Origin of the sequence: Streptomyces sp. NPDC047049 (assembly GCF_040643995.1) — a bacterium.
GTDB lineage: Bacteria > Actinomycetota > Actinomycetes > Streptomycetales > Streptomycetaceae > Streptomyces > Streptomyces mooreae.
Genome location: NZ_JBEYVM010000008.1, coordinates 65,174 through 90,509 on the forward strand (window position 1 = coordinate 65,174; position 25,336 = coordinate 90,509).

Genomic DNA, 25,336 nt, shown 5'->3' on the forward strand with positions numbered 1-25,336 from the left:
TACACGACAAGTAGGAGATGCAGAACCCATGACAGACGCACTCAAGCGCCTCTCCGACGAAGGCGTCGCGATCTGGCTGGACGACCTGTCGCGCAAGCGCATCACGTCCGGCAACCTCGCCGAGCTGATCGACCAGCAGCATGTCGTCGGTGTCACGACCAACCCGTCGATCTTCCAGAAGGCGATCTCCGCGGGCGACGGCTACGAGCAGCAGCTCGCCGACCTCGCCGCCCGCAAGGTCACCGTCGAGGAAGCCATCCGCATGATCACGACGGCGGACGTCCGCGACGCCGCCGACATCCTGCGCCCGGTCTTCGACGCCACCGGCGGCCAGGACGGCCGGGTCTCCATCGAGGTGGACCCGCGCCTGGCGCACCACACCGCCCCGACCATCGCCGAGGCCAAGCAGCTGGCCTGGCTGGTGGACCGCCCCAACACGCTGATCAAGATCCCGGCCACCAAGGCGGGCCTCCCGGCGATCACCGAGGTCATCGGCCTCGGCATCAGCGTCAATGTCACGCTGATCTTCTCGCTGGAGCGCTACCGCGAGGTCATGGACGCCTACCTGGCGGGCCTGGAGAAGGCCAAAGCCGCGGGCCTGGACCTGTCCCTGATCCGCTCGGTCGCGTCGTTCTTCGTGTCCCGGGTGGACACCGAGATCGACAAGCGCCTGGAGAAGCTGGGCACGGACGAGGCCAAGGCCCTCAAGGGCAAGGCCGCGCTGGCCAACGCCCGGCTGGCCTACCAGGCGTACGAGGAGGTCTTCTCCTCGGAGCGCTGGGCCGCCCTCGACAAGGCCGGCGCCAACAAGCAGCGTCCGCTGTGGGCCTCGACCGGCGTCAAGGACCCGGCCTACAAGGACACCCTGTACGTCGACGACCTGGTCGCCCCGGGCACGGTCAACACCATGCCGGAGGCCACCCTGGAGGCCACCGCCGACCACGGCCGGATCACCGGTGACACCGTGCGCGCCGGCTACGAGGCCGCCAAGGCCGACCTGGCGGCGACCGAAGCGCTCGGCATCTCGTACGACGAGGTCGTACAGGTCCTGGAGGACGAGGGCGTGGAGAAGTTCGAGGCGTCCTGGAACGACCTGCTCAAGTCCACGGAGGCGGAGCTCAAGCGCCTCGCTCCCTCGGAGGGCTGATCTCCCTTGTCTGATGCACACGGAGCCAACCCGCTTCGTGACGCCCTGGACCGACGGCTCCCGCGCATCGCGGGGCCGTCGGGCCTGGTGATCTTTGGCGTCACGGGCGATTTGTCCCGTAAAAAGCTGATGCCCGCCGTCTACGACCTGGCCAACCGCGGTCTGCTGCCGCCGGGTTTCTCGCTCGTCGGGTTCGCCCGCCGCGAGTGGGAACACGAGGACTTCGCGCAGGAGGTGTACGCGGCGGTCAAGGAGCACTCGCGTACGCCGTTCCGCGAGGAGGTCTGGCAGCAGCTGGTCCAGGGCTGCCGCTTCGTCCAGGGCAACTTCGACGACGACGAGGCCTTCGAAACGCTGAAGGAGACGATAAGCGAGCTCGACAAGGCCCAGGGCACCGGCGGCAACTTCGCCTTCTACCTGTCCGTACCGCCGAAGTTCTTCCCCCAGGTCGTCCAGCAGCTGAAGAAGCACGGGCTGGCCGACCAGAAGGAGGACTCCTGGCGGCGCGCGGTCATCGAGAAGCCCTTCGGCCACGACCTGAAGAGCGCCCAGGAGCTCAACCGGATCGTCCACGAGGTCTTCCCGCCGCACGAGGTCTTCCGGATCGACCACTACCTGGGCAAGGAGACGGTCCAGAACATCCTGGCGCTGCGGTTCGCCAACACGATGTTCGAGCCGCTGTGGAACCGCAGCTATGTCGACCACGTCCAGATCACGATGGCCGAGGACATCGGCATCGGCGGCCGGGCCGGCTACTACGACGGCATCGGCGCCGCCCGTGACGTCATCCAGAACCACCTCCTCCAGCTGCTCGCGCTGACCACCATGGAGGAGCCCGCCTCCTTCGAGGCGGATGCGCTGGTCGCGGAGAAGACCAAGGTGCTGGGCGCGGTCCGGCTGCCCAAGGACCTCGGCAAGGAGACGGTCCGCGCGCAGTACGCGGAGGGCTGGCAGGGCGGCGAGAAGGCCGTCGGCTACCTCCAGGAAGACGGCATCGACCCCAAGTCGAAGACCGACACCTATGCCGCGATCAAGCTGTCGATCGACAACCGCCGCTGGGCGGGCGTCCCCTTCTACCTGCGCACCGGCAAGCGCCTCGGCCGCCGCGTCACCGAGATCGCGGTGGTCTTCCAGCGTGCGCCCCACTCCCCCTTCGACCGCACCGCCACCGAGGAACTGGGGCAGAACGCCCTGGTCATCCGGGTGCAGCCGGACGAGGGCGTGACCGTCAGGTTCGGCTCCAAGGTCCCGGGCACCTCGATGGAGGTACGGGACGTGTCGATGGACTTCGCCTACGGCGAGTCCTTCACGGAGTCCAGCCCCGAGGCCTACGAGCGGCTGATCCTCGACGTGCTGCTCGGCGACGCCAACCTCTTCCCGCGTGTGGAGGAGGTGGAGCAGTCCTGGCGGATCCTCGACCCGATCGAGACGTACTGGGAGAAGCACGGCAGGCCCGCGCAGTACCCGGCGGGCAGCTGGGGCCCCGCCGAGGCGGACGAAATGCTCGCACGAGACGGACGGAGCTGGCGTCGGCCATGAAGATCGATTTGACGGAAACCACGTCCAGCAAGATCAACAAGGCGCTGGTCGAGGGACGCCGCGCGATCGGCACCCCGGCCATAGGCATGGTGCTCACCCTCGTCATCGTCACCGACGAGGAGAACGCCTACGACGCGCTCAAGGCCGCCAACGACGCGTCCCGTGAGCACCCCTCGCGCACCCTCGTCGTCATCAAGCGGGTCAGCCGGTCGCCGCGCGACCGCGCCAAGGCCCGCCTCGACGCCGAAGTCCGGCTCGGCACGGACGCCGGCACCGGCGAGACGGTCATACTCCGCCTCTACGGCGATGTGATCGACCACGCCCAGTCGGTGGTGCTCCCGCTGCTGCTGCCGGACGCACCGGTCGTGGTCTGGTGGGCGGTGAACGCCCCGCTGGACCCGGCCAAGGACCCGCTCGGCGCGCTGGCCCAGCGCCGGGTGACCGACGCCTACGCCGCCGAGCAGCCCATCGAGGAGCTGGCGGCGCGCGCGGACACCTACACCCCGGGTGACACCGATCTGGCCTGGGCCCGCATCACGCCCTGGCGCTCGATGCTGGCGGCGGCGCTCGACCAGGCCCCCTGCACGGTGACCTCGGCCGAGGTCACCGGCGAGGAGTTCAACCCCAGCTGCGAGCTGCTCGCCATGTGGCTGGCCGACCGGCTGCAGGTCCCGGTCACCCGCAAGGTGTCCGACGGCCCGGGGCTGACGGCCGCGCGGATGGAGTCCAGCACCGGTGCGATCGTGCTGGACCGGCCGGACGGTTCGCTGGCCACGCTCTCGATACACGGCCAGCCCGACCGCGCGGTGGCGCTCAAGCGGCGGGACACCGCCGAGCTGCTGGCCGAGGAGCTGCGCCGGCTCGACCCGGACGAGATCTACGCCGGTGCCCTGAAGTACGGAGTGGACCGGCTGGGCGGCACCGCCGGCGGGCAGCCGGCGGCCGGGGAGCCAGAGGGTGGCGAGCCGGAGGGTGGCGAGCCGGAGGGTGGCGAGCCGAAGGGTGGCGAGCCGAAGGCCGGCAAGGACGCCCCGGCCAAGCCCGCGGCGAAGAAGGCAGCTAAGAAGGCAGCCGCCAAGTGAGCGCTCCACAGGTCGTCGTCCACCGCGACAAGGAGCTGATGGCCAAGGCCGCGGCGGCCCGGCTGATCACGAAGATCGTGGACGCCCAGGCCGCCCGCGGCTTCGCCTCCGTGGTCCTGACCGGCGGACGCAACGGCAACGGGCTGCTCGCGGCCCTCGCCGAGGCGCCCGCCCGTGACGCCGTGGACTGGTCCCGGCTCGACCTGTGGTGGGGCGACGAGCGGTTCCTGCCGGACGGCGATCCGGAGCGCAACTACACCCAGGCCCGGCAGGTACTGCTGGACAGCGTCCCGCTGGACCCGGCGCGGGTGCATCCCATGCCCCCGTCGGACGGCCCGTACGGCAAGGACGCCGACGCCGCCGCCGAGGCGTATGCGGCCGAACTGGCCGCCGTGGCGGGCCCCGAGGACCACGGACCGGTGCCCTCCTTCGACGTCCTGCTGCTGGGCGTCGGCCCGGACACCCATGTGGCCTCGCTCTTCCCCGAGCTGCCTGCCGTCTACGAGCAGGAGCGGACGGTGGTGGGGGTGCACGGTGCCCCCAAGCCGCCGCCCACCCGCACCTCGCTGACCCTGCCCGCGATCCGCGCGGCACGGGAGGTCTGGCTGCTGGCGGCCGGTGAGGACAAGGCCAACGCCGCGGCCATCGCCCTCTCCGGCGCCGGGGAGGTCCAGGCTCCGGCGGCCGGCGCACGGGGCCGCAGCCGGACCCTGTGGCTGCTGGACGGGGCGGCGGCGGCGCAACTGCCGCGCGGCCTCTACCCGCCGGCGTCGGCCTGAACGCCGCAGCAGGAGCCCACAACGAAGGCCCCGCGCCCTGAAGGGTGCGGGGCCTTCGGCGTCGCCGGGGTCACCGGGCGGCGCTGCCGGTGACCCCGTCTGTCTCGATGGTCCCGGCTGTGAGGGTGATCCGGGAGACCCTGGCGATCTCGGCGATCAACGCCCGCGCAGCTCCCGGTACTTGGCGACCAGGCGGGCCGTCGAGACGTCGAGGCCCGGCACCTCCGCGCCGTCCGTCAGGGCCGGTTCGACGCGCTTGGCCAGGACCTTGCCCAGCTCCACGCCCCACTGGTCGAAGGAGTCGATGTTCCAGACCGCACCCTGGACGAACACCTTGTGCTCGTAGAGCGCGATCAACTGGCCCAGCACAGACGGGCTGAGTTCACCGGCCAGGATGGTGGTGGTGGGGCGGTTGCCCGGGAAGGTCTTGTGCGGCACCAGTTCCTCGGCCACGCCCTCGGCACGCACCTCCTCGGGCGTCTTGCCGAAGGCCAGCGCCTGGCCCTGGGCGAACAGGTTGGCCATCAGCAGGTCGTGCTGGGCGACCAGGCCCGGCTGCAGGTCGTCGACCGGCCGGGCGAAGCCGATGAAGTCGGCCGGGATCATCTTCGTGCCCTGATGGAGCAGCTGGTAGTAGGCGTGCTGGCCGTTCGTGCCCGGCGTGCCCCAGACGACGGGGCCGGTCTGCCAGCCGACCCGGTGGCCCTCGCGGTCCACGGACTTGCCGTTGGACTCCATGTCCAGCTGCTGCAGATAGGCCGTGAACTTGGAGAGGTAGTGGCTGTAGGGCAGCACGGCGTGCGACTGGGCGTCCCAGAAGTTGCCGTACCAGATGCCGAGCAGGCCCAGCAGCAGCGGGGCGTTCTCCTCCGGCGGGGCGCTGCGGAAGTGCTCGTCGACGAGGTGGAAGCCGGCCAGCATCTCGCGGAAGCGCTCCGGGCCGATCGCCACCATCAGCGACAGGCCGATGGCGGAGTCGTAGGAGTAGCGGCCGCCGACCCAGTCCCAGAACTCGAACATGTTGTCCGTGTCGATACCGAACTCCGCGACCTTCCCGGCGTTGGTCGACACCGCCACGAAGTGCTTGGCGACGGCCTCCTGGCCGGCTCCCAGACCGGTCAGCAGCCAGTCGCGCGCGGAGGTGGCGTTGGTGATGGTCTCGATGGTGGTGAAGGTCTTCGAGGCGACGATGAACAGCGTCTCGGCCGGGTCCAGGTCGCGGACCGCCTCGTGCAGATCGGCGCCGTCCACATTGGAGACGAAGCGGAACTGCATGTCCCGGTGGGTGAAGGCGCGCAGCGCCTCGTACGCCATCGCCGGGCCCAGGTCCGAGCCGCCGATACCGATGTTGACGACGGTCTTGATCCTCTTGCCGGTGTGGCCCTTCCAGTCGCCGGAGCGGACCCGGTCGGCGAAGGTCCCCATCCGCGTCAGGACGTGGTGCACCCCGGGGACGACGTTCTCGCCGTCGCTCCTGATGGCCTCGGAGGCGGGGGCGCGCAGCGCGACGTGCAGCACGGAGCGCCGCTCGGTGATGTTGATCTTCTCCCCGCGGAACATCGCGTCCCGCAGCTCGGCCACCCCCCGCGCCGCGGCCAGGTCGCGCAGCAGCCCCAGCGTCTCGTCGGTGACCAGATGCTTGGAGTAGTCCAGGTGCAGATCGCCGACCTGGAGGGTGTAGCGCTCGGCGCGCCCCGGGTCCCGCTCGAACAGCTCACGCAGCTGCACCTGCGCCATCTGCTCCCGGTGCTTGCTCAGCGCCGTCCACTCAGGCAACTGATCGAGCCTGCTGCGGCCTTCTGCGTTCATCTCGGACATCAGCCTTCTTCATCTCGTACCGGCCCCGCCGCCCCCCAACCTAATTGATCAGCGCGCGATGGAGGCACCTCCCACTCGAGCGAAGCCGAGAGTGGAGGAAGGTACCTGTCCGCCACCCGGCTAGGTGCTGTCGGGGGCCTGAAGAACAGGTATCAGCGCGACCGCGCCCAGGGCCAGCAGCGAAGCGGCCAGCAGCGCCGGGCTGCGGGGACCGTACAGCCCGGCGACCGCGCCGCCGAGCAGCGCACCGAGCGGTGTCCCGGCGACGGAGACCGTGCGGAAGGCGGCGCTGATCCTGCCGAGCATCCCGGCCGGGCTGCGCTGTTGCACGACGGTGGCCTCCAGGACGTTGATCACCATGGAGGCGAAGCCGAACAGGCCCAGGAAGACGGCCGCGGCCGCCGGTGAGCGCAGCGTCCCGAGACCCACCAGCACCACGGTCTGGAGCACTCCGGCGCTCAGCAGGGCAGGGCCGCCGCCCCCGGCCGCGGCGATCGCCCGCCGCGCGAGGAGGCCGCCCAGCACCATCCCGATGCCGTACCCGGTCGTCACGGCCGCATAGCCGAAGTCCCCGGCGCCCAGCCACCTCTTGACGACCACCACCAGGGTCGCGATCAGCGCGCCGAGGCCGATATTGCCCAGCGCCACCGACAGACAGAGGGCACGCAGCACCCGGTCGCGCCACAACTGCCGTATGCCGTCGGCGATGTCGTGCCGCAGGGTGCGTCCCGCGACCGCCGGGCGGGCGGCCGGCGGGCCGGTGCGCAGCGAGGCGACGAGAGCGGCCGCAAGAAGGTAGGTGGCCGCGTCGGCCAGGAACGGGAGCGCGGCGCCGAGCGCGAGGAGCAGCGGAGCGAGCGGCCCGCCGATGAACCGCCCGGCCACCTCCTGGCAGGTCATCAGGCGCGCGTTGGCCAGGCCCAGTTTCTCCAGGGGCACCACCACGGGCAGCAGGGCCGTGGCGGCGTTGTCGAAGAGTGTCTGGAGGGTGGTGAGCGCGAAGGAGAGGGCGAGCAGCAGCCCGATGCTCACCCGGTCGAGCGCCACGGCCAGGGCGAAGCCGGCCATCAGCAGCCCACGCAGCACATCGACCGCCCACATCGCCCGCCGCTGGTCCATACGGTCAGCCGCCGCGCCGCCGAGCAGCCCGAAGAGCAGCCAGGGAACGAATCCGCAGGCGGTGACGAGCGAGATCAGCAGCGGGGAACCGGTCAGGGTGTAGGCGAGCAGCGGCAGCGCCGTGCCCCGCAGGGAGTCACCGAAGCGGGAGACGGCAGCGGCGCCGCATAACCGTCCGAAGCCACCGCCCCGCACGGGCTCCCCGGCTCCTGCCGTACGGCCCCTCTCCGTGCCGCTCTCCGTGCCCGTATCCGCCGCCGCGCCTGCCTTTTTGCGTGCCATCCCGCCCCGCCCCCGTCCGCTTCATGCGCCTACGGAAACAGTACGGGTGACCACTGACAGCGACCCTCGGGCACCTTCCCCATCCGCTGCCTCAGATGCGCCCGGTCGCGGTATGGAGGCGGACGGTCACGGAGCGGGCGAGGCCTGCGAAGGCGTGACAACGCGGTCGGCCCGGCCGGAGGGGGTGTGTCCCCTCCGGCCGGGCCGACCGAGATGAGCTGGCTGATCCGTCAGATTTCGCCGCGGAGCTTGGCAAGCGCCTCCGCGAGGATCGCCTCACCGTCGGCGTCGCTGCGGCGCTCCCGGACGTAGGCGAGGTGGGTCTTGTAGGGCTCGGTGCGCGGCGGGTCCGGCGGGCTGTCCCGGTCCTTGCCTGCCGGGAAACCACAGCGCGGGCAGTCCCAGGTGTCCGGAACCTGCGCGTCGCCGGCGAAGCTGGGCTGCGTCTCGTGCCCGTTGGAGCACCAGAAGGAGATGCGGGTGCGCGGCGCGGACTCGCCGCGCTCGGCCTCCCCCATCGGCCCCGCCCCGACCCGACTTCCTCGGATCGCGTTGCCACTTGCCACGGTCGTAACTCCCTGCGTCATGGTGCTGCACAGCCTCTCGCAGCAGCTGGGCTGCGGAACGCCCCAGTCTACGTAAGGCCCAACGCGCGTCCAGTGGCTGGAGTTACCCGTCCGAGGACGCCTGCCTCATGATAGGCCGCGCCTCCGACGCATTGTCAGTTGCTGAGCTTCATCAGGATGCCGAGCACGACGATGCAGGCGAACCACAGCAGACCGATCACGATGGTGATGCGGTCGAGGTTGCGCTCGGCGACCGAGGAGCCACCGACCGAGGACTGCATGCCGCCACCGAACATGTCGGACAGGCCGCCGCCCTTTCCCTTGTGCATGAGCACCAGCATCATCAGCAGCAGGCTGAAGACGATGAGGGCGATCGAGAACCCGATGACCACGGCTGGACCAACTCTCTAGGACTGACGGACGGAGGTATGGATCACGATATCGGTAACAAATGGTGCGGGGCCGGGGGCGGTGCTGCTGCACCGGTCCCGGCCCCGACAGGGTACGACGAGGGCTCCCCCTCGTCATAGCTGCTACTGGTCGCGGAAGCGGACGATCTTCACAAACTCGTCCGCGTCCAGCGCCGCGCCGCCGATCAGCGCGCCGTCGACGTCGGGCTGCGCCATGATCGCGGCGACATTGCCGGACTTGACCGAGCCGCCGTACTGGATGCGGACCTTGTCGGCCAGCTCCTGGCTGTAGAGCTCGGCGAGGCGGCCGCGGATGGCACCGCAGACCTCCTGCGCGTCCTCGGGGGTGGCGACCTCGCCGGTGCCGATGGCCCATACCGGCTCGTACGCGATCACGATCGTCTCGGCCTGCTCGGCCGGGACGTCCGCCAGACCGCCGTCGACCTGGGCGAGGGTGTGCGCGACCTGGTTGCCGGCCTTGCGCACGTCCAGGCCCTCGCCGACGCACAGGATCGGGGTGATGCCGTGCTTGAAGGCGGCCTTGACCTTGGCGTTGCAGATCTCTTCGTTCTCGCCGTGGTACTGGCGGCGCTCGCTGTGGCCGATCGCCACGTACGCGCACTTGAGCTTGGCCAGCATCGGGCCGGAGATCTCGCCGGTGTAGGCACCGGAGTCGTGCGCGGAGATGTCCTGGGCGCCGTACTTGATCTTGAGCTTGTCGCCGTCGACCAGCGTCTGCACCGAACGCAGGTCGGTGAAGGGCGGCAGGACCGCGACCTCCACGGCGTCGAAGTCCTTGTCGGCGAGGGCGAAGGCGAGCTTCTGGACGTGGGCGATGGCCTCGAGGTGGTTGAGGTTCATCTTCCAGTTGCCCGCCATCAGCGGGGTGCGGTCAGTCACGTTGTTCAGTCCTCCAGAGCGGCGAGGCCGGGCAGCGTCTTGCCTTCGAGGTATTCGAGGCTGGCGCCGCCGCCGGTCGAAATATGGCCGAATGCATTCTCGTCGAAGCCCAGCAGGCGCACGGCGGCGGCCGAGTCACCGCCGCCGACGACGGTGAAGGCGTCCGAGTCCAGCAGCCCCTTCGCGACGGCCTCGGTGCCGCCGGCGTAGTCGGGGTGCTCGAAGACGCCCATCGGGCCGTTCCAGAAGACGGTGGCCGCGTCGGCGAGCTTCGCGGCGTAGAGCTCGCGGGTCTTCGGGCCGATGTCCAGGCCCTCCTTGTCGGCCGGGATGGCGTCCGCGGCGACGATGTCGGGGTGGGCCGGGGCCTTGGTCTTCAGGTCCGGGAACTCGCCGGAGACCAGCACGTCGACGGGGAGGACGAACTCCACGCCGCGCTTCTCGGCCCGCGCCAGGTACTCCAGGCAGGCCGGGACCTGGTCCTCCTGGAGCAGCGAGATGCCGACCTCGTGACCCTTGGCCTTGAGGAAGGTGTACGCCATCCCGCCGCCGACCAGGATGCGGTCGGCCTTCTCGATCAGCTGGTCGATGACGGCCAGCTTGTCGGAGACCTTGGCGCCGCCGAGCACGACGGCGTAGGGGCGCCGGACGTCCTCGGTGAGCTTCTTCAGGACGCGCACCTCGGTGGCGATCAGATCGCCGGCGGCGTGCGGAAGGCGCCGGGGCAGGTCGTAGACGGAGGCGTGCTTGCGGTGCACGGCACCGAAGCCGTCGCCCACGTACAGGTCCGCGAGGGCGGCGAGACGGTCGGCGAAGGCGGCGCGCTCGGCGTCGTCCTTGCTGGTCTCGCCCGCGTTGAAGCGAAGGTTCTCCAGCACGGCCACCTGGCCGTCGGCCAGCGCGGCCGTCACGGACGCGGCGGACTCACCGACCGTGTCGGTCGCGAACGCCACGGTCTGCCCGAGGATTTCCCCCAGCCGCCCGGCCGCGGGGGCCAGCGAGAAGGCCGGGTCCGGGGCGCCCTTGGGGCGGCCCAGGTGGGAGGCGACGATCACCTTGGCGCCGCGCTCGACGAGCTTGGCGATCGTCGGGGCAACGGCGCGGATCCGGCCGTCGTCGGTGATGGTGGTGCCGTCCAGCGGCACATTCAGGTCGGCGCGGACAAAGACCCGCTTACCGGCTACCTGGAGGTCGTCGATCGTCTTCATGAGGAATGACTCCATCACATGGGTCGGTCGGTCGCGGAACGGGGCTCGTGCGACGCCTCATCGCGTCACACGAGCCCCGTCCCCACATCTCGGTGTCCCGGGCCTCAGCCAGGGATCAGAGCTGGCCGCCGACGAAGGTGGTCAGGTCCACCAGGCGGTTGGAGTAGCCCCACTCGTTGTCGTACCAGCCGACGACCTTGACCTGCTTGCCCTGCGACATGGTCAGCTGGGAATCGAAGGTGCAGGAAGCCGGGAAGTTCACGATGTCCGAGGAGACGATCGGGTCCTCGGTGTACTCGAGGATGCCCTTGAGCTGGCCCTCGGCGGCCTTCTGGAAGGCGGTGTTGATCTCGTCCTTGGTGACCTCGCGGTCGAGTTCCAGGACCAGGTCGGTGACCGAGCCGGTGGGCACGGGCACGCGCATGGCGATGCCGTCCAGCTTGCCCTTGAGCTGCGGGAGGACCAGGGCGGTGGCCTTGGCGGCACCCGTCGAGGTCGGGATGATGTTCTCCGCGGCGGCACGGGCGCGGCGCAGGTCGCTGTGCGGGAAGTCCAGGATGCGCTGGTCGTTGGTGTAGGCGTGGACCGTGGTCATCATGCCCTTGACGATGCCGAAGTTCTCGTCGAGAACCTTCGCCATCGGCGCCACGCAGTTGGTGGTGCAGGAGGCGTTGGAGATGACGTGGTGCTGAGCGGCGTCGTACTTGTCCTGGTTGACGCCCATCACGATGGTGATGTCCTCGTCCTTGGCGGGCGCGGAGATCAGGACCTTCTTGGCGCCGGCCGCGAGGTGCTTCTCGGCGTCGGCCTTCTTGGTGAAGATGCCGGTCGACTCGATGACGATGTCGGCGCCGAGCTCGGCCCACGGGAGGTTGGCCGGGTCGCGCTCGGCCATCGTTTTGAAGGTCTGGTTGCCGACCGTGATGCTGTCGTCGGTGTGGCTGACGGGCTGCTTGAGACGACCCAGGATGGTGTCGTACTTCAGCAGGTGAACCAGGGTGGCGTTGTCGGTCAGGTCGTTGACACCGACGATCTCGATGTCCGCGCCCTGCTCCAGGAGCGCGCGGAAGTAGTTGCGACCAATGCGGCCGAATCCGTTAATGCCTACGCGGATCGTCACGAACCGATCTCCTCGTTGGTACGCCGGCGCAGTTACCGGCGAGCTGTATGGGATGTCCCCGACCGCCTCCGACCCTACCCCCTGTAAGAGACGTACGTGACATTGACATCGAGACCAAAAGGTGCTCAAGTGAGCGCCCTTCAGCCCCTCTGACGCACGCCGTTATGCGCCCCCCGGCACCCCTGGACAAAGAGGCGCCCCCGGTGCCCGATACAGGCGCCGGGGGCGCAGACGAAGCAGGACCGGGCCGCCGTTTCAGCCCACCATGCCTTCGGCGAGTTCCTCGGTGAGGTTGGATTCGGTGCCGGGGATGCCGAGGTCCTGGGCGCGCTTGTCGGCCATCGCCAGCAGCCGGCGGATCCGGCCGGCCACGGCGTCCTTGGTCAGCGGCGGGTCGGCGAGGGCACCCAATTCCTCCAGGGACGCCTGCTTGTGCTCCATGCGCAGCCGGCCGGCCGCCGCAAGGTGCTCGGGGACCTCCTCGCCCAGGATCTCCAGGGCCCGCTGGACCCGCGCGCCCGCGGCGACCGCGGCGCGCGCCGAGCGGCGGAGGTTGGCGTCGTCGAAGTTGGCGAGACGGTTGGCGGTGGCCCGCACCTCGCGGCGCATCCGCCGCTCCTCCCACGCCAGCACCGACTCATGGGCGCCGAGCCGCGTCAGCAGCGCGCCGATCGCATCACCGTCACGGACGACGACGCGGTCCACGCCGCGCACCTCACGGGCCTTGGCGCCGATGCCGAGCCGGCGGGCGGCGCCGACGAGGGCGAGCGCCGCCTCGGGACCGGGGCAGGTGACCTCCAGGGACGAGGAGCGGCCGGGCTCGGTCAGCGAGCCGTGGGCCAGGAAGGCGCCGCGCCAGGCCGCCTCCGCGTCGCAGGTCGCGCCGGAGACCACCTGCGGCGGCAGCCCGCGGATGGGGCGCCCGCGGCCGTCGACCAGACCGGTCTGGCGCGCCAGCTGATCACCGCCGGCCACGACCCGTACGACATAGCGGCTGCCGCGCCGCAGGCCGCCGGGGGCCATCACCACCAGGTCGGAGCTGTGCCCGAAGATCTCCAGGATGTCCTTGCGCAGCCGCCGGGCGGCGATGCCCGTGTCCAGCTCCGCCTCGATCACGATGCGCCCGCTGACCAGGTGCAGACCGCCCGCGAACCGCAGGATCGACGAGACCTCCGACTTCCGGCAGCAGGTCCGGGTGACGGGGAGCCGGGAGATTTCATCCTTCACCGCTGCCGTCATCGCCATGGGCCGATCCTTCCATGCATCCGAAAAATACGGTCGTACGCGGCTGCCAGCAGCTCCGGGTCGTGCCGGTCGGGGGCTCCCCCGGCGCTCGACCGGGCGTCGTCTCCTTGTGCGGCGACCGCCGCCAGCTCGACCTCGCTGCCGACCAGCTGCTTCGCGACAACCGTCAGACCTTCGATGTCGGGCACGGCGGCCTTGTCGGCCAGCACCACGTCGAAGGCGAGTTTAGGGGCGTGTCGGGCCAAAACCTCCAAATGACGCTGCGGGGAGAAGCCATCGGTTTCGCCCGGTTGGGGCGCAAGGTTGAGCGAAAGGACTTTTCGGGCCTTGGTCTCCTCCAGCGCCTCGCGCAGCTCAGGCACCAGCAGATGCGGGATCACGGAGGAGAACCAGGAGCCCGGTCCGAGCACCACCCAATCGGCGTCACGTACGGCGGCGACCGCCTCGGGGACGGCCGGCGGGTCCTCGGGGACCACGTGGACGGACTGCACCTCGCCACGGGTGAGCGCGACGGTGGCCTGGCCGCGGACCGTGGTGATCGCGTCCGGCCGGCCCTCGTCATGCCCCTTGACCTGGGCCTGGAGTTCCAGGGGCACCGCCGACATGGGCAGTACCCGGCCGTGCGCGCCGAGCAGCCTGCCGACCAGGTCGAGCGCCTGGACATGGTCGCCGAGCTGTTCCCACAGCGCGACGATCAGCAGATTGCCGACCGCGTGGTCGTGCAGCTCGCCCTCGCTCGTGAAGCGGTGCTGGATCACCCGGGACCAGGTCTGGCCCCAGTCGTCGTCGCCGCACAGCGCGGCCAGCGCCTTGCGCAGATCGCCGGGCGGCAGGACGCCCAGTTCGTCGCGGAGGCGCCCGCTGGAGCCACCGTCGTCGGCGACCGTGACGACCGCGGTCAGGTCACCGGTGATCCGGCGCAGCGCGGTCAGCGAGGCGGACAGGCCCATGCCGCCGCCCAGTGCCACCACCTTGGGGGTGGCCCCCTTCGTCATACGGCCGCTGGGAACGAAGCGCCGGACCTTGCGCAGCCGTGGCGCCCGCCCGCTCACTCGCGCCCCATGTCCCGGTGGACGACGACGGTTTCCACCCCTTCGGAGACCAGCCGGCGGGCAAGCTTCTCGGACATCGCGACGCTGCGGTGCTTGCCGCCCGTGCAGCCCACGGCGATGGTCACATAGCGCTTGCCCTCACGGCGGTAGCCCTCGGCCACGATCCGCAGCAGCTCGGCGTAGCCGTCCAGGAACTCCTTGGAGCCCGGCTGGCTGAAGACGTAACTGGAGACCTCCTCGTTGAGGCCGGTGAAGGGGCGCAGCTCGGGGACCCAGTGCGGGTTGGGGATGAAGCGGCAGTCGATGACCATGTCGGCGTCGACCGGCAGGCCGTACTTGAAGCCGAAGGACATGACCGTGGCGCGCAGCTCGGGGACCTCTTCGCCGGCGAACTGGGCGTCCATCTTGGCGCGGAGTTCGTGGACGTTGAGGCTGGAGGTGTCGATGACCAGGTCGGCGTCGCCGCGCAGCTCGCGCAGCAGATCCCGCTCGGCGACGATGCCGTCGACGATCCGGCCGTCGCCCTGGAGGGGGTGCGGGCGGCGCACCGACTCGAAGCGGCGCACCAGGGCCTCGTCGGAGGACTCCAGGAAGACGATGCGGCGCTTGACGTTCTGCGCGTCGAGGGTGGCCAGCGACTCCTTGAGGTTGGCGAAGAAGCGGCGGCCGCGGACGTCGACGACGACCGCGATCCGGGCGACGTTGCCCTGCGAGCGGGCGCCCAGCTCGACCATCGGCGCGATCAGCTCGGGCGGGATGTTGTCGACGACGAACCAGCCGAGGTCCTCCAGACACTTCGCGGCCGTACTGCGGCCGGCGCCGGACATCCCGGAGATGATCACCAACTCGGGGATCGCGGCGCTCTCGCCCTGGTCGGTCGTGCCCGTGCTCACCTGTGCACCGTCTCTCTCGGTTTCCTGCGCTTCGTGCGGTGTACTCATCGTTCCTGCCCCCGTTCTGCCGACAACGCGGCCGGTGGGGCCCCGTCATCTTCCATGATCTCTCCTGTGGCGGTGTTCACCGCGGGGGCGGACGGCGCCGCTCCCGCCAGCGCCGCGGCGACCGTCTCCGCGGTCTTGCGGCCGACGCCCGGGACCTCGCAGATCTCGTCGACGGTCGCGGCCCGCAGCTTCTTCACCGAGCCGAAGTGCTTGAGCAGCGCCTGGCGGCGGGTGTCGCCGAGGCCGGCGACGGCGTCGAGCGGCGAGGACTTCAGCCGCTTGCCTCGCTTGCTGCGCTGGTAGGTGATCGCGAAGCGGTGCGCCTCGTCGCGGACGCGCTGGAGGAGGTACAGGCCCTCGCTGCTGCGCGGCAGCACGACCGGGTCGTCGTCCTCGGGCAGCCAGACCTCTTCGAGGCGCTTGGCCAGTCCGCATACGGCGACATCGTCGATGCCGAGCTCGTCCAGGGCCCGGCGGGCGGCCGCGACCTGCGGGGCGCCGCCGTCGACGACCACGAGCTGGGGCGGGTAGGCGAAGCGCTTGGGGCGGCCGTCCTCGTCGGTCGGGCGGCCGGCCAGGGGGTCCGGCTCCGGCTCGTCGGGGTGCGCCGTGACGGCGCCGGGGCCGGTGACGGTGCCGGGGGTGATGCCGCCGGTGACGGTGCCGGGGGTGATGCCGCCGGTGCCGTCCGTGACTCCTGCGGCGTCCGTGGCCCCGGGGCCGTCCGTGCTTCCGGTGCGGTCCATGGCTTCGGTGCCGGCGGTGACGCCGTTGTCGTCCACGCGGGCGTCGGCGGACGGCTCCTCCGTCCACTCACCGGACTTCTGCTTCTCCTGGAGGTAGCGCTTGAAGCGGCGGCCGATGACCTCGTGCATGGACCGGACATCGTCCTGGCCCTGGAAGGTCTTGATCTGGAAGCGGCGGTATTCGCTCTTCCGGGCGAGACCGTCCTCGAAGACCACCATCGAGGCGACCACGTCATCGCCCTGGAGGTGGGAGATGTCGAAGCACTCGATGCGCAGCGGCACCGCATCCAGGCCCAGGGCCCCGGCGATCTCCTCCAGGGCGCGGGAGCGGGTGGTGAGGTCGGAGGCGCGCTTGGTCTTGTGCAGCGCCAGGGCCTGCTGGGCGTTGCGGCCGACCGTGACCATCAGGTCCTTCTTGTCGCCGCGCTGCGGGATGCGCAGCGAGACCTGGGAGCCGCGGCGCTCGGAGAGCCACTGCGCGATCGGCTCGACGGGCTCGGGGAGCGCCGGGACCAGGACCTCCTTGGGGACGGCGTCGCCCCGCTCCTCGCCGTAGAGCTGCTGGAGGGCGTGCTCGACGAGACCGCTGGTGGTGACGGCCTCGACCTTGTCCGTCACCCAGCCCCGCTGGCCGCGCACCCGGCCGCCGCGGACGTGGAAGATCTGGACGGCGGCTTCGAGTTCGTCCTCGGCGAGGGCGATCAGATCGGCGTCGGTGGCGTCGGCGAGCACCACGGCGCTCTTCTCCATGGCCCGCTTGAGCGCCCCTATGTCATCACGCAGCCGGGCGGCGCGTTCGTACTCCATCTCCTCGGCGGCCTCCTGCATCTGCCGCTCCAGGCGGCGGAGGTAGGCGCCGGTCCGGCCGGCCATGAAGTCGCAGAATTCCTCGGCGAGTTCGCGGTGTTCCTCGGCGGTGACCCGCCCGACACAGGGTGCCGAGCACTTGCCGATGTAGCCGAGCAGACAGGGGCGGCCGATCTGGGCGGAGCGCTTGAAGACACCGGCGGAGCACGTCCGTACGGGGAAGACCCGCAGCATCAGGTCGACGGTCTCGCGGATGGCCCAGGCATGGCCGTACGGGCCGAAGTAGCGCACGCCCTTCTTCTTGGCGCCGCGCATGACCTGGGCGCGCGGGAACTCCTCGTTGAGGGTCACCGCGAGGTACGGATAGCTCTTGTCGTCGCGGTACTTGACGTTGAAGCGCGGGTCGAACTCCTTGATCCAGCTGTATTCGAGCTGAAGCGCCTCGACCTCGGTGGAGACGACGGTCCACTCCACGGAGGCCGCGGTGGTGACCATCGTGCGCGTACGCGGATGGAGGCCGGTCAGGTCCTGGAAGTAGTTGGCCAGGCGCTGGCGCAGGCTCTTGGCCTTGCCGACGTAGATGACCCGGCCGTGTTCGTCGCGGAACTTATAGACCCCCGGCGAGTCGGGGATCTGTCCCGGCTTGGGTCGATAGCTGCTGGGGTCTGCCATGCACACCACCCTACTGACCGGGACCGACAATCACCGTTCCCCGGCCATCCCCGGTCCGGCCCGGCGGCGCGGGCGCCGGGCGGCAGGCCGGAGGAGACGGGGGAACGGCCGGACGGGAGGCGGCCTTGGCCGCCGCACCGACGGCATGTGACGGTCAGGCGGGCCGACCGGGCCGGTCACACGGGTGGTCGCGCGGGCCGGTCGCACGGGCCGGTCACGCGGGCCGGTCACGCGGGCCGGTCACGCGGGCCGGTCACGCGGGCCGGTCACGCGGGCCGGTCAGACGCTGCGCCGCCTGCGCAGCGCCGCCGAGGCGGACAGCCCCAGCGCGAGCAGGGCGGCGGCGCCCGCCACGCTCGTGGCGGCGGTCACCGGCAGGCTGTCGCCCGCGAACGCACCCGCCGTGACGGGGCGCGGTGCGCGGGACTCCCGGCCCTCGGCCCCGGCGGCGGCCACCGGCCCGTAACCGCCGGCCGCGCCCCGCCGGCCGTACGCGGAGCCGGAGAGCGTGCCCCCGTAAGCCCGCGCCACCCGCTCCCGGTAGGCGGCGACGGTGATCCCGGGCGCGCCGACGGCCCTGCGGGCGTCCGCGTCCAGTGGCTCGATCCGGTCGCCGTGCTGCACATACCAGGCGTCGGCCCGCGGATCGTTGAAGACCGTGCCGCCCTTCGCCCGCGCGGCCCCGGCCGCGGCATAGCGGGCCCCGTCGTCGCCGGTGGTGAGGGTGACGACCTTCCAGGCGGCGCCCCGCCGTGCGGTCCGCACCGAAGCCGTGCGGCCGTCGCCCGCCACGGCCTTGTGGGCGAAGAACTCCAGGCGGGCGACCGGGGCGCCGGGCCGGCCGCGGATGAAGTCCGGTGACAGGACGTGAACGGGGACGGCGGCGCCTTCGAGGTGCGGTGCGGCCTGCGCGGTGCCGGGGGCCGCGGCGCGTCCGCCGCCGCGCTTGCGTCCGGCCGCGAAGAACCGGGCGAGGGCGTCCAGGGTCGCGGGGGCGGTGGCCGCCGCGCGGGCGGCGGTGACGCTCGCCGGGTCCGGGGCCGGGGGTGGCGCCGGGGCCCGGGGCGCGGGGACGGGGGCGGCCGGGGCGAGGGGCGACGTGAGGCCGAGAAGGGCCATGAGGGACGTGCCGGTGGCGACGGCGCGAAGGGTGGTGCGGACGGCGGTGCGCTTCGTCATGCCCCCAGGCTCCTATCCGGTACGGGGAGTGTGTCCAGGTGGAGGCACTGCCGCTCACGTAGTAGCCAAAATCGCCCCAGTTGCAGCGATTGTTGGTCGATCATGGATCATCCCGGTACGCCCGGTGGCGATCCGTGTCATATCCGTAGATCACATGCAGGGGGCCACTGCCGGAGGCCATGGGGTCCGGGTTCCGGCGGGCCGGCCGGCGTCGATCCCGTCCCGCACGCTGTCGCGGCGGAGCCAACCGCACGCGTACGAACCGGAGTTGACGCCCAACGAGCCGGAGGCGTTCCGCACGGTGCCGAGAGTGGCCCGGCCGTGGGGACCGGCGGCGCCCTGCGCGCGGCCGAGGACGGCGTTGCGGCCCGGATGCCGCCCGGGCGCCTCAGGTGTTGTCGCAGGCAGATCAACACGCTTCAATGCGGGAGGACATGCGGGCGCGGACGGACCGCCCCATGGGCAAGGCCGGTGTGCCCGGCGTACTGCAGCGAACCAGCAGGCAGAGCGTGCAGCGTGCGATCCGGTGGTGAACGTTCATCCGCGCGCCGGAGGATTGAGGCAATGGCACAGAACACCCCCCGGTCGGCCGAGCTGGCCCAGCTGCTGGAGACCGGGCCGTTCCATCTCGCGCTGCGCTCGGCGCTCACCGAACGGGGGCTCGCCCTCACCCGCGTCCAGCACAAGCTCGCCCAGCGCGGCGTCACCATCGGGGTGACCAGCCTGAGTTACTGGCAGCAGGGCGCACGGCGGCCGCAGCGCCCCGAGTCGCTGCGGGCGGTGCGGGCGCTGGAGGAAGTCCTCGACCTGCCGGCGTACTCGCTGCACCGGCTGCTGGTGCCGGAGGGCGGCGCCCGCCCCGAGGCCGATCGGCCGCCCGCCCGCTCGTACCGCTCGCCGGTGGCGCCCGCCACCGCCCTGCAGCGGCTGTTCGACGAGCTGGCGGCCCCCGCGGACGGCGGGCTGCACACCCTGGGCCATCACGAGCGGGTCCGCATCGGCCCCGGGCGCCAGCTCCTCGCCCGCGAATCGCTCCGGGTGGTCCGCGCCCACCGGGACGGCGTGGACCGCTATGTCGCCCTCCACCGGGGCGAGGCGGGCTGCGATCCGTCCCGGGTGCGGGTGCGGGCCGCGGAGAACTGCCGCCCGGGCCGGGTACGCGGGCACGCGGAGGCCGGAGTGGTCGCCGCCGAGCTGCTCTTCGACACCCGGCTGCGGGCCGGTGACACCCATGTCTTCGGCTATGTCTTCGAGGACGGCAGCGGCGGCCCGAGCGCGGAGTACCTGCGCGGCTTCGGCTCCGCCGGCGGCCAGTACGTCCTGCAGGTGCGCTTCGACGAGGCCGCGGTGCCGGTGCGCTGCACGCGCTTCGCCCAGGCCTCGGCGGGCGCCCCGCGCAGCGGCCGGCAGGAGCTGGCGCTCAGCGGGCGGCACCGCGCCGTGCACCTCGTGGAGCAGGGGGTGCGGCCGGGCATACTGGGCATCGCCTGGGACTGGGGGCAGTCCCGGGGCCAGGGGTGAGCCCCGGCGGCGCCCGCGGCCTCAGCCCGCGATCAGCTTGCCGCCCTCGGCCCTGACCGGGACCTCGGGCAGCGGCTCGGCCGCCGGCCCCTGGATGACCTTGCCGGTGGTGACGTCGAAGCGGCTGCCGTGGCAGGGGCAGCTGCCCTCCTTCTTCTCGACCTCGGCCAGGATGCAGCCGGCGTGGGTGCACTTGGCGCTGAAGCACTTGTACGTGCCCTTGGCGGGCTGCGAGACGACGAGCCGGTCCTCGCGGTAGAGCTTGGCGCCGCCGACCGGCACCGCGGCGGCGGACCCGAGGTCGACCGGTTCGGCGGGCTTCGCCGGGGCGTTCGCGCCCGAGTCCCCCTGCGAGCAGGCCGCCAGGCCGAAGCCGGCGGCGCCGGCGAGCGCGGCCCCCCGCAGCACGGTCCGTCGGGCGGGGGGCTGGCTCATGGCTGCTCCAGAGGTCACGGCATCAGTGGGGGGCGGCTCCCGACGATACCGGCACAGACCGCTCCGCTTCCGGCCGGGCCGGGCGTCCCCGCAGCAGGTCCTGCTCGATCTCCTCCAGGCTGCGGCCCTTGGTCTCCGGCAGCAGCCGCTGGACGAAGAGGAACGCCAGCAGGGTCGTCCCGGCGAAGAACAGGAAGTTGATCCCGGCGCCCCAGGCGTGCAGCAGCGAGGGGAACACCAGCGCCACGATCATGTTGAACAGCCAGTTGAAGAGCACGCACAGGCCGACCGCGGCCGCCCGGATCCGCATCGGGAACAGCTCGGGCAGCATCACCCACTGCACCGGCCCCCAGGAGACCGCGAAGGACGCGATGTAGAGCGCGATCCCCCCGAGGGTGAGCACGGACAGCAGTGCGCCGTAGCCGAGTCCGGAGAGATTGGTGACGGCCAGCAGCACCATCGCCGCGCACATGCCCAGCGCGCCCCACAGCAGCAGCGGCTTGCGCCCCTTGCGGTCGATCAGCCGCATCGCCGGGAGCGTCATCAGCATGTTGAGCAGGCCGATGCCGACGTTGGCGAGGATCGCGCCGCCGGAGCCGAAACCGATGTCGGTGAGCAGGGTCGGCGCGTAGTAGATGATCGTGTTGATGCCGACGAAGTTCTGGAAGAGGACCAGCAGCATCCCCACCACGAACACCGGGCGCAGCCGCGGTGACAGCAGCCGCCGCAGCGTCAGCGGCTCGCTCTGCGCCCGCTCGGTGCGCTCGGCCCGCTCGATCTCCGCCAGCTCCTCCCCCGCCGCGCCGGCGTCGCCGCGCAGCCGGGTCAGCACCGTACGCGCCTCGTCGGTGCGGCCCTTGCCCACCAGCCAGCGCGGACTCTCCGGCTGGGTGAGGATGCCCAGCGCCAGGATCGCGGCCGGGATCACGCCGAGGCCGATCATCCAGCGCCAGGCCCCGGCGCCGGCCAGCAGGTAGTCGGTGACGTACGCGACGAAGATCCCGACCGTGACCAGCAGCTGCATCAGGGAGGTCAGCCCGCCGCGCAGGTGCTTGGGGGCGAGTTCGGTGAGGTAGAGCGGGACGACGACGGAGGCGATGCCGACGCCGATCCCGATCACGAACCGGAACGTGATCAGCGAGGCGGGGCCGAGGGCGAAGGAGGCGCCCAGGGTGCCGAGGATGAAGACCCCCGAGGCCGCGAGGATCAGCCGGCGGCGCCCCCAGGAATCGCTCAGCCGCCCCGAGAGGCCCGCGCCGAGCATGGCGCCCACCAGGAGGCCCGAGACGACCAGGCCCGCCAGGAGCGGGGTGAGGGCGATGTCGTTCTTGATGAAGAGCATGGCGCCGGAGATGACTCCGGTGTCATAGCCCCACAGGATGCCGCCGAGGGCCCCGAAGACCCAGATCAGCGCGTTCTTGAGGCGTGCGGGCACGGCGTTCAGCCCTTCTGCGGGGCGATGTGGATCTTGCGGCCGGTACCCGCCCGGAACCGGGCCACCGCCTCGTCGAACCCGTCCAGGCCGTAGACGTCGCTGACCAGCGAGTCCACGGGGACGCCGCCGAGGCCGGCGGCGAGCACCTCGATGGCGGGCCGGAAGCTGTGGTGCACCGCCATCGAACCGATGATGTCGATCTCGTGGTGGTAGACGCGGTACGGCGAGAAGGAGGCCGCGCGCGCCGGGTCGGCGACGCCGAACTGCAGGAAGGTACCACCGCGGCGCACCCGGCCGAGCCCGTCCTCGATGGCCGCGACGGCGCCGGTCGCATCGACCACGACCTCGAAGCCGGGCGCCCGGCCGAGCCGGTCGGCACTGGTCACGGCCGCGTCGACGCCGAAGGACTCGGCGAACGCCAGCCGCTCCTCGTTGAGGTCCACGACGGACACCGAGGCGGCGCCCGCGGTCCGTACGAGGGCGGCCATCAGCAGGCCCATGGTGCCGGCGCCGTAGATCAGATAGTGCTCGCCCGGCCGGCGCGGCAGCCGGCTCAGGCCGTGCACCGCGCAGGACAGCGGCTCGACGAGTCCGGCCGCGGCCTCCGGCAGGCCGTCGGGCAGGAGGTAACAGCAGCGTGCGGGCACGGCGACCAGCTCGGCGAAGCCGTCGGCCCGGGTGACGCCGATCGCGGTGTAGTTCTCGCAGAGGTTGCCGCGGCCGATGTGGCAGTAGTGGCAGGCGCCGCACGGCATGTTGGGGTCGACGGCGACCCGGTCCCCGACCGCCCGGCCGGTCACCGCCGCGCCCACCGCCACGACCTCGCCGGTCAGCTCGTGCCCGGGCACCAGCGGATAGACCGCGGCGGGCAGCTCACCGCCGAGCAGGTGCATATCGGTGCCGCACAGCCCACAGGACGTGACGCGCACGACCACCTCATCGGGCTCCGGGCGGGGGTCGGGCAGCTCGGTGACAGCGGCGCTGCCCCCCTTGCCCGGTGCGGTGACCACGAGAGCGCGCATCGGCGCCTCCTCACGACGTCATGCGGGATGGCGATGCCGGGAAGGTAGCGTGGACGTAAACGCTTACGCAAGCGTTTACCTTTGCGGTCGGGTGCTCGTAATGTGGTGGACTTCGCGGGACGGGGCCATAGGAGGCCGCGGTACCGACGGGGTGCCGCACGCTCGGGGAGGAAGAGCCGGATGACGACGATGACGGATGTGGCACGGCGTGCGGGGGTCTCCGTCGCCACGGTCTCGCATGTGCTGAACGACACCCGTCCGGTGCGGCCCGACACCCGTGCCGCGGTGCTCGGCGCGATCGACGAGCTCGGCTACACCCCCAACACCCTGGCCCGCTCCCTGGTCACCTCCCGCACCCGCTCGATCGGCCTGGCGGTCTCCGCGATCAGCAACCCGTACTTCACCGAGATCCTCCAGGGTGTCGAGGCCGGCGCCCTGGAGGCCGGCTACAGCCTGCTGATCACCGATCCGCACGATGACCCGCGGCACGAGCGCAAGGTCGTCCAGCTGCTCCACGAGCGACGCGTGGACGGCATGATCGTGGCGCCGTCCGCGGAACCCGCCGGGATGGTGGAGTACCTGGCCCGCCGTGAGGTCCCCACCGTGTTCCTGGACCGGCTGGTCGGCGACGAGCACGACCAGGTGTGCGCCGAGAACACCGGCCCGGTGCGTCAACTGGTCGGGCACCTGGCCGAGTCGGGACACACCCGGATCGGTCTGGTCGCCGGCCTGCCCGGCCTGAGCACGACCACCGAGCGGGTCCAGGGCTACCGCGAGGGCCTGCGCGCCCACGGCCTGCCCTTCGCGCCCGAACTCCTCGCCGGCGGCAACTCCGAGGCGGCGGGCGCCCAGGACGCCACCCGCCGGCTGCTGGCCGCCCCCGAGCCCCCCACCGCGCTCATCACCGCCAACAATGCGATGACCATCGGCACCCTCCGGTCCCTGCGCGAACTCGGCCTGGACGTGCCCCGCGACATCGCGCTGGCCTGCTTCGACGACTTCTCGTGGGCCGATCTCTTCACGCCCCGGCTGACCGCGATCGCCCAGCCCAGCAAGGACATCGGGGCGGCGGCGGTCCGGCTGCTGCTGGAGCGCCTGGCACAGCCGGACCGGCCCCCGCGCACCGTCCGTCTCCCCTGCACCTTTGTGCACCGTACGTCGTGCGGCTGCGCCGAAACCGCCCCGGCCACGCCCCCGGCCGCCCAGGAAAGGAACCCCATCCCGTGATCGTCGTCGCCGGCGAGGCGCTGATCGACCTCGTCCCCAGCCCGCAGGACACTCCCCTCTCGCTGGAGGGCACGGGAGCGGCCCCCGCCCCGGACGACCGGTTGCCGGCGCTGCTGCCGCGGCGCGGCGGAGGCCCGTACAACACCGCGGTCGCGCTGGGACGGCTGGGCTCGCCGGCCGCGTTCTGCTCCCGGATCTCGACCGACAGCTTCGGCGAGGCGCTGCTCCAGGGACTGGTCGGCGGCGGTGTCGACACCTCCTTGGTGCAGCGCGGCAGCGAGCCGACCACCCTCGCCGTGGCGGACATCAGCGCGGACGGGTCGGCGGGCTACGGCTTCTACGCGGACGGCACCGCCGACCGGCTCTTCGCCCTGCCGCCCGCGCTGCCCGCCGGGGTCCGTGCGCTCTCCCTGGGCACCTGCTCGCTCGTGCTGGAACCGGGCGCGAGTGCGTACGAGTCCCTGCTGCGGCGCGAGGCCCGGCGCGGTGTCTTCACGGCGCTCGACCCCAACATCCGGTCCGGTCTGATCCCGGATCCGGACGCCTACCGGGCCCGCTTCCTCTCCTGGCTCCCCGACCTCGCCCTGCTGAAGCTGTCGGAGGAGGACGCCCGGTGGCTGGCCGGGGCCGGTGCCGGGGACGGCGCGGCGCCGGGCGGCACATGGGAGGCGGTCACCGCGGCGGCGCAGGAATGGCTGGCGGCGGGGCCGGCCGCGATTGTGCTGACCCGTGGGGGCGACGGTCTGACGGTGCTGAGGCGCGGCGGCGGTGAGCTGACGGTCCCCGGCGAGCGGGTCACCGTCGTCGACACCATCGGGGCCGGCGACACGGTCAACGCCGCGCTCCTGCACCGCCTGGATGCCCATGACGCCCTCTCGTACGCCGCCGTGGCCGCCCTCGGCGACGACGACTGGCGCGACATCCTGCGCTTCGCCGCCCGCGCGGCCGCCGTCACCTGCTCCCGGGCGGGGGCGGAACCGCCGTTCGCCACGGAGTTGGCGGCGTAGGCGGCGTAGGAAGTGCAGCAGCGGGCCGCCACCGCGTCCCCGTACGGAGAGCGGTGACGGCCCGGCAGGAAACGTCC

The 25,336-nt window shown here is 71.7% G+C and carries 22 protein-coding genes; 7 read left to right on the forward strand and 15 right to left on the reverse strand.

Annotated elements, in window-relative coordinates:
* The first annotated feature begins 28 nt into the window (after window positions 1–28).
* Genes tal through pgl form a run of 4 tightly spaced genes read left to right on the forward strand, consistent with a single transcriptional unit; the run spans window position 29 to window position 4,547 of the window.
* Window positions 29–1,147, forward strand: a complete 1,119-nt coding sequence (gene tal / locus ABZ851_RS19850) for a transaldolase (RefSeq protein ID WP_361129102.1) — start codon at window positions 29–31, stop codon at window positions 1,145–1,147.
* 6 nt (window positions 1,148–1,153) lie between these two features.
* Complete coding sequence (gene zwf / locus ABZ851_RS19855) at window positions 1,154–2,686, forward strand: glucose-6-phosphate dehydrogenase (protein ID WP_088797126.1); 1,533 nt, start codon at window positions 1,154–1,156, stop codon at window positions 2,684–2,686.
* Complete coding sequence (gene opcA, locus ABZ851_RS19860; RefSeq protein WP_361129106.1) at window positions 2,683–3,768, forward strand: glucose-6-phosphate dehydrogenase assembly protein OpcA; 1,086 nt, start codon at window positions 2,683–2,685, stop codon at window positions 3,766–3,768. Before zwf ends, opcA begins: the two co-directional genes overlap by 4 nt.
* Window positions 3,765–4,547, forward strand: coding sequence for a 6-phosphogluconolactonase (gene pgl / locus ABZ851_RS19865; RefSeq protein ID WP_088797128.1), 783 nt, complete (start codon window positions 3,765–3,767; stop codon window positions 4,545–4,547). The genes opcA and pgl overlap by 4 nt, the downstream gene beginning before the upstream one ends.
* Before the next feature lie 156 nt (window positions 4,548–4,703).
* On the opposite strand, the gene pgi is transcribed toward pgl, so the two are convergent.
* The 12 genes from pgi to ABZ851_RS19925 all read right to left on the reverse strand — a co-directional run bounded on the left by pgi (window position 4,704) and on the right by ABZ851_RS19925 (window position 18,612).
* Window positions 4,704–6,356, reverse strand: a complete 1,653-nt coding sequence (gene pgi, locus ABZ851_RS19870; RefSeq protein ID WP_361129546.1) for a glucose-6-phosphate isomerase — start codon at window positions 6,354–6,356, stop codon at window positions 4,704–4,706.
* A gap of 129 nt (window positions 6,357–6,485) precedes the next feature.
* Complete coding sequence (locus ABZ851_RS19875) at window positions 6,486–7,766, reverse strand: MFS transporter (protein WP_361129110.1); 1,281 nt, start codon at window positions 7,764–7,766, stop codon at window positions 6,486–6,488.
* A 230-nt stretch (window positions 7,767–7,996) separates the two neighbouring features.
* The gene (locus ABZ851_RS19880; protein WP_006606296.1) at window positions 7,997–8,332 is read right to left on the reverse strand and encodes an RNA polymerase-binding protein RbpA; all 336 of its coding nucleotides are present in this window, start codon (window positions 8,330–8,332) and stop codon (window positions 7,997–7,999) included.
* Between the two features lie 155 nt (window positions 8,333–8,487).
* Window positions 8,488–8,724: a preprotein translocase subunit SecG gene (gene secG, locus ABZ851_RS19885; protein WP_042161713.1), complete on the reverse strand. Its 237-nt coding sequence runs from the start codon at window positions 8,722–8,724 to the stop codon at window positions 8,488–8,490.
* A gap of 141 nt (window positions 8,725–8,865) precedes the next feature.
* The gene (gene tpiA / locus ABZ851_RS19890) at window positions 8,866–9,642 is read right to left on the reverse strand and encodes a triose-phosphate isomerase (protein ID WP_088797129.1); all 777 of its coding nucleotides are present in this window, start codon (window positions 9,640–9,642) and stop codon (window positions 8,866–8,868) included.
* A gap of 5 nt (window positions 9,643–9,647) precedes the next feature.
* On the reverse strand, window positions 9,648–10,850 hold the full coding sequence (locus tag ABZ851_RS19895; RefSeq protein ID WP_336049420.1) for a phosphoglycerate kinase: 1,203 nt from the start codon (window positions 10,848–10,850) through the stop codon (window positions 9,648–9,650).
* A gap of 115 nt (window positions 10,851–10,965) precedes the next feature.
* Window positions 10,966–11,970 carry a type I glyceraldehyde-3-phosphate dehydrogenase gene (gene gap, locus ABZ851_RS19900; RefSeq protein ID WP_336049419.1) on the reverse strand — a complete coding sequence of 335 codons (1,005 nt, stop codon included), beginning with the start codon at window positions 11,968–11,970 and terminating at the stop codon, window positions 10,966–10,968.
* A gap of 255 nt (window positions 11,971–12,225) precedes the next feature.
* The gene (whiA, locus tag ABZ851_RS19905; protein WP_018091880.1) at window positions 12,226–13,215 is read right to left on the reverse strand and encodes a DNA-binding protein WhiA; all 990 of its coding nucleotides are present in this window, start codon (window positions 13,213–13,215) and stop codon (window positions 12,226–12,228) included.
* Window positions 13,206–14,267, reverse strand: coding sequence for a uridine diphosphate-N-acetylglucosamine-binding protein YvcK (gene yvcK, locus ABZ851_RS19910; protein WP_361129117.1), 1,062 nt, complete (start codon window positions 14,265–14,267; stop codon window positions 13,206–13,208). The genes whiA and yvcK overlap by 10 nt, the downstream gene beginning before the upstream one ends.
* Window positions 14,264–15,208, reverse strand: coding sequence for an RNase adapter RapZ (gene rapZ, locus ABZ851_RS19915; protein WP_336049418.1), 945 nt, complete (start codon window positions 15,206–15,208; stop codon window positions 14,264–14,266). Before rapZ ends, yvcK begins: the two co-directional genes overlap by 4 nt.
* The gene (gene uvrC, locus ABZ851_RS19920) at window positions 15,205–17,433 is read right to left on the reverse strand and encodes an excinuclease ABC subunit UvrC (RefSeq protein ID WP_361129121.1); all 2,229 of its coding nucleotides are present in this window, start codon (window positions 17,431–17,433) and stop codon (window positions 15,205–15,207) included. Before uvrC ends, rapZ begins: the two co-directional genes overlap by 4 nt.
* Window positions 17,434–17,712: 279 nt before the next feature.
* Window positions 17,713–18,612, reverse strand: coding sequence for a hypothetical protein (locus tag ABZ851_RS19925; protein WP_361129123.1), 900 nt, complete (start codon window positions 18,610–18,612; stop codon window positions 17,713–17,715).
* 564 nt (window positions 18,613–19,176) lie between these two features.
* On the opposite strand from ABZ851_RS19925, the gene ABZ851_RS19930 reads away from it, so the two are divergent.
* On the forward strand, window positions 19,177–20,133 hold the full coding sequence (locus tag ABZ851_RS19930) for a hypothetical protein (protein WP_361129126.1): 957 nt from the start codon (window positions 19,177–19,179) through the stop codon (window positions 20,131–20,133).
* Between the two features lie 21 nt (window positions 20,134–20,154).
* On the opposite strand, the gene ABZ851_RS19935 is transcribed toward ABZ851_RS19930, so the two are convergent.
* Genes ABZ851_RS19935 through ABZ851_RS19945 form a run of 3 tightly spaced genes read right to left on the reverse strand, consistent with a single transcriptional unit; the run spans window position 20,155 to window position 23,025 of the window.
* Window positions 20,155–20,568, reverse strand: coding sequence for a Rieske (2Fe-2S) protein (locus ABZ851_RS19935; protein ID WP_361129129.1), 414 nt, complete (start codon window positions 20,566–20,568; stop codon window positions 20,155–20,157).
* A 22-nt stretch (window positions 20,569–20,590) separates the two neighbouring features.
* Window positions 20,591–22,003 (reverse strand): sugar porter family MFS transporter, encoded by a 1,413-nt coding sequence (locus ABZ851_RS19940; protein ID WP_361129132.1) that lies wholly within the window; start codon window positions 22,001–22,003, stop codon window positions 20,591–20,593.
* Window positions 22,004–22,008: 5 nt separating this feature from the next.
* Complete coding sequence (locus tag ABZ851_RS19945) at window positions 22,009–23,025, reverse strand: zinc-dependent alcohol dehydrogenase family protein (protein ID WP_361129135.1); 1,017 nt, start codon at window positions 23,023–23,025, stop codon at window positions 22,009–22,011.
* A gap of 180 nt (window positions 23,026–23,205) precedes the next feature.
* Between ABZ851_RS19945 and ABZ851_RS19950 the strand changes: the two genes are divergently transcribed.
* Together ABZ851_RS19950 and ABZ851_RS19955 are read left to right on the forward strand one after the other, a co-directional pair.
* Entirely contained in the window at window positions 23,206–24,252 is a 1,047-nt protein-coding gene (locus ABZ851_RS19950) for a LacI family DNA-binding transcriptional regulator (RefSeq protein ID WP_361129138.1), read from the forward strand.
* Window positions 24,249–25,259 carry a carbohydrate kinase gene (locus ABZ851_RS19955; RefSeq protein ID WP_361129141.1) on the forward strand — a complete coding sequence of 337 codons (1,011 nt, stop codon included), beginning with the start codon at window positions 24,249–24,251 and terminating at the stop codon, window positions 25,257–25,259. Before ABZ851_RS19950 ends, ABZ851_RS19955 begins: the two co-directional genes overlap by 4 nt.
* Window positions 25,260–25,336: the final 77 nt, after the last annotated feature.

Bases quoted from the DNA above. Each gene is read 5' to 3' on its own strand.
- ABZ851_RS19895 (WP_336049420.1), bottom strand. From the start codon at position 10,850: ATGAAGACGATCGACGACCTCCAGGTAGCCGGTAAGCGGGTCTTTGTC.
- ABZ851_RS19950 (WP_361129138.1), top strand. From the start codon at position 23,206: ATGACGACGATGACGGATGTGGCACGGCGTGCGGGGGTCTCCGTCGCC.
- tal (WP_361129102.1), top strand. From the start codon at position 29: ATGACAGACGCACTCAAGCGCCTCTCCGACGAAGGCGTCGCGATCTGG.
- pgi (WP_361129546.1), bottom strand. From the start codon at position 6,356: ATGAACGCAGAAGGCCGCAGCAGGCTCGATCAGTTGCCTGAGTGGACG.
- rapZ (WP_336049418.1), bottom strand. From the start codon at position 15,208: ATGAGTACACCGCACGAAGCGCAGGAAACCGAGAGAGACGGTGCACAG.
- uvrC (WP_361129121.1), bottom strand. From the start codon at position 17,433: ATGGCAGACCCCAGCAGCTATCGACCCAAGCCGGGACAGATCCCCGAC.
- ABZ851_RS19925 (WP_361129123.1), bottom strand. From the start codon at position 18,612: ATGACGAAGCGCACCGCCGTCCGCACCACCCTTCGCGCCGTCGCCACC.
- whiA (WP_018091880.1), bottom strand. From the start codon at position 13,215: ATGGCGATGACGGCAGCGGTGAAGGATGAAATCTCCCGGCTCCCCGTC.
- ABZ851_RS19930 (WP_361129126.1), top strand. From the start codon at position 19,177: ATGGCACAGAACACCCCCCGGTCGGCCGAGCTGGCCCAGCTGCTGGAG.
- ABZ851_RS19935 (WP_361129129.1), bottom strand. From the start codon at position 20,568: ATGAGCCAGCCCCCCGCCCGACGGACCGTGCTGCGGGGGGCCGCGCTC.
- ABZ851_RS19945 (WP_361129135.1), bottom strand. From the start codon at position 23,025: ATGCGCGCTCTCGTGGTCACCGCACCGGGCAAGGGGGGCAGCGCCGCT.
- ABZ851_RS19875 (WP_361129110.1), bottom strand. From the start codon at position 7,766: ATGGCACGCAAAAAGGCAGGCGCGGCGGCGGATACGGGCACGGAGAGC.
- opcA (WP_361129106.1), top strand. From the start codon at position 2,683: ATGAAGATCGATTTGACGGAAACCACGTCCAGCAAGATCAACAAGGCG.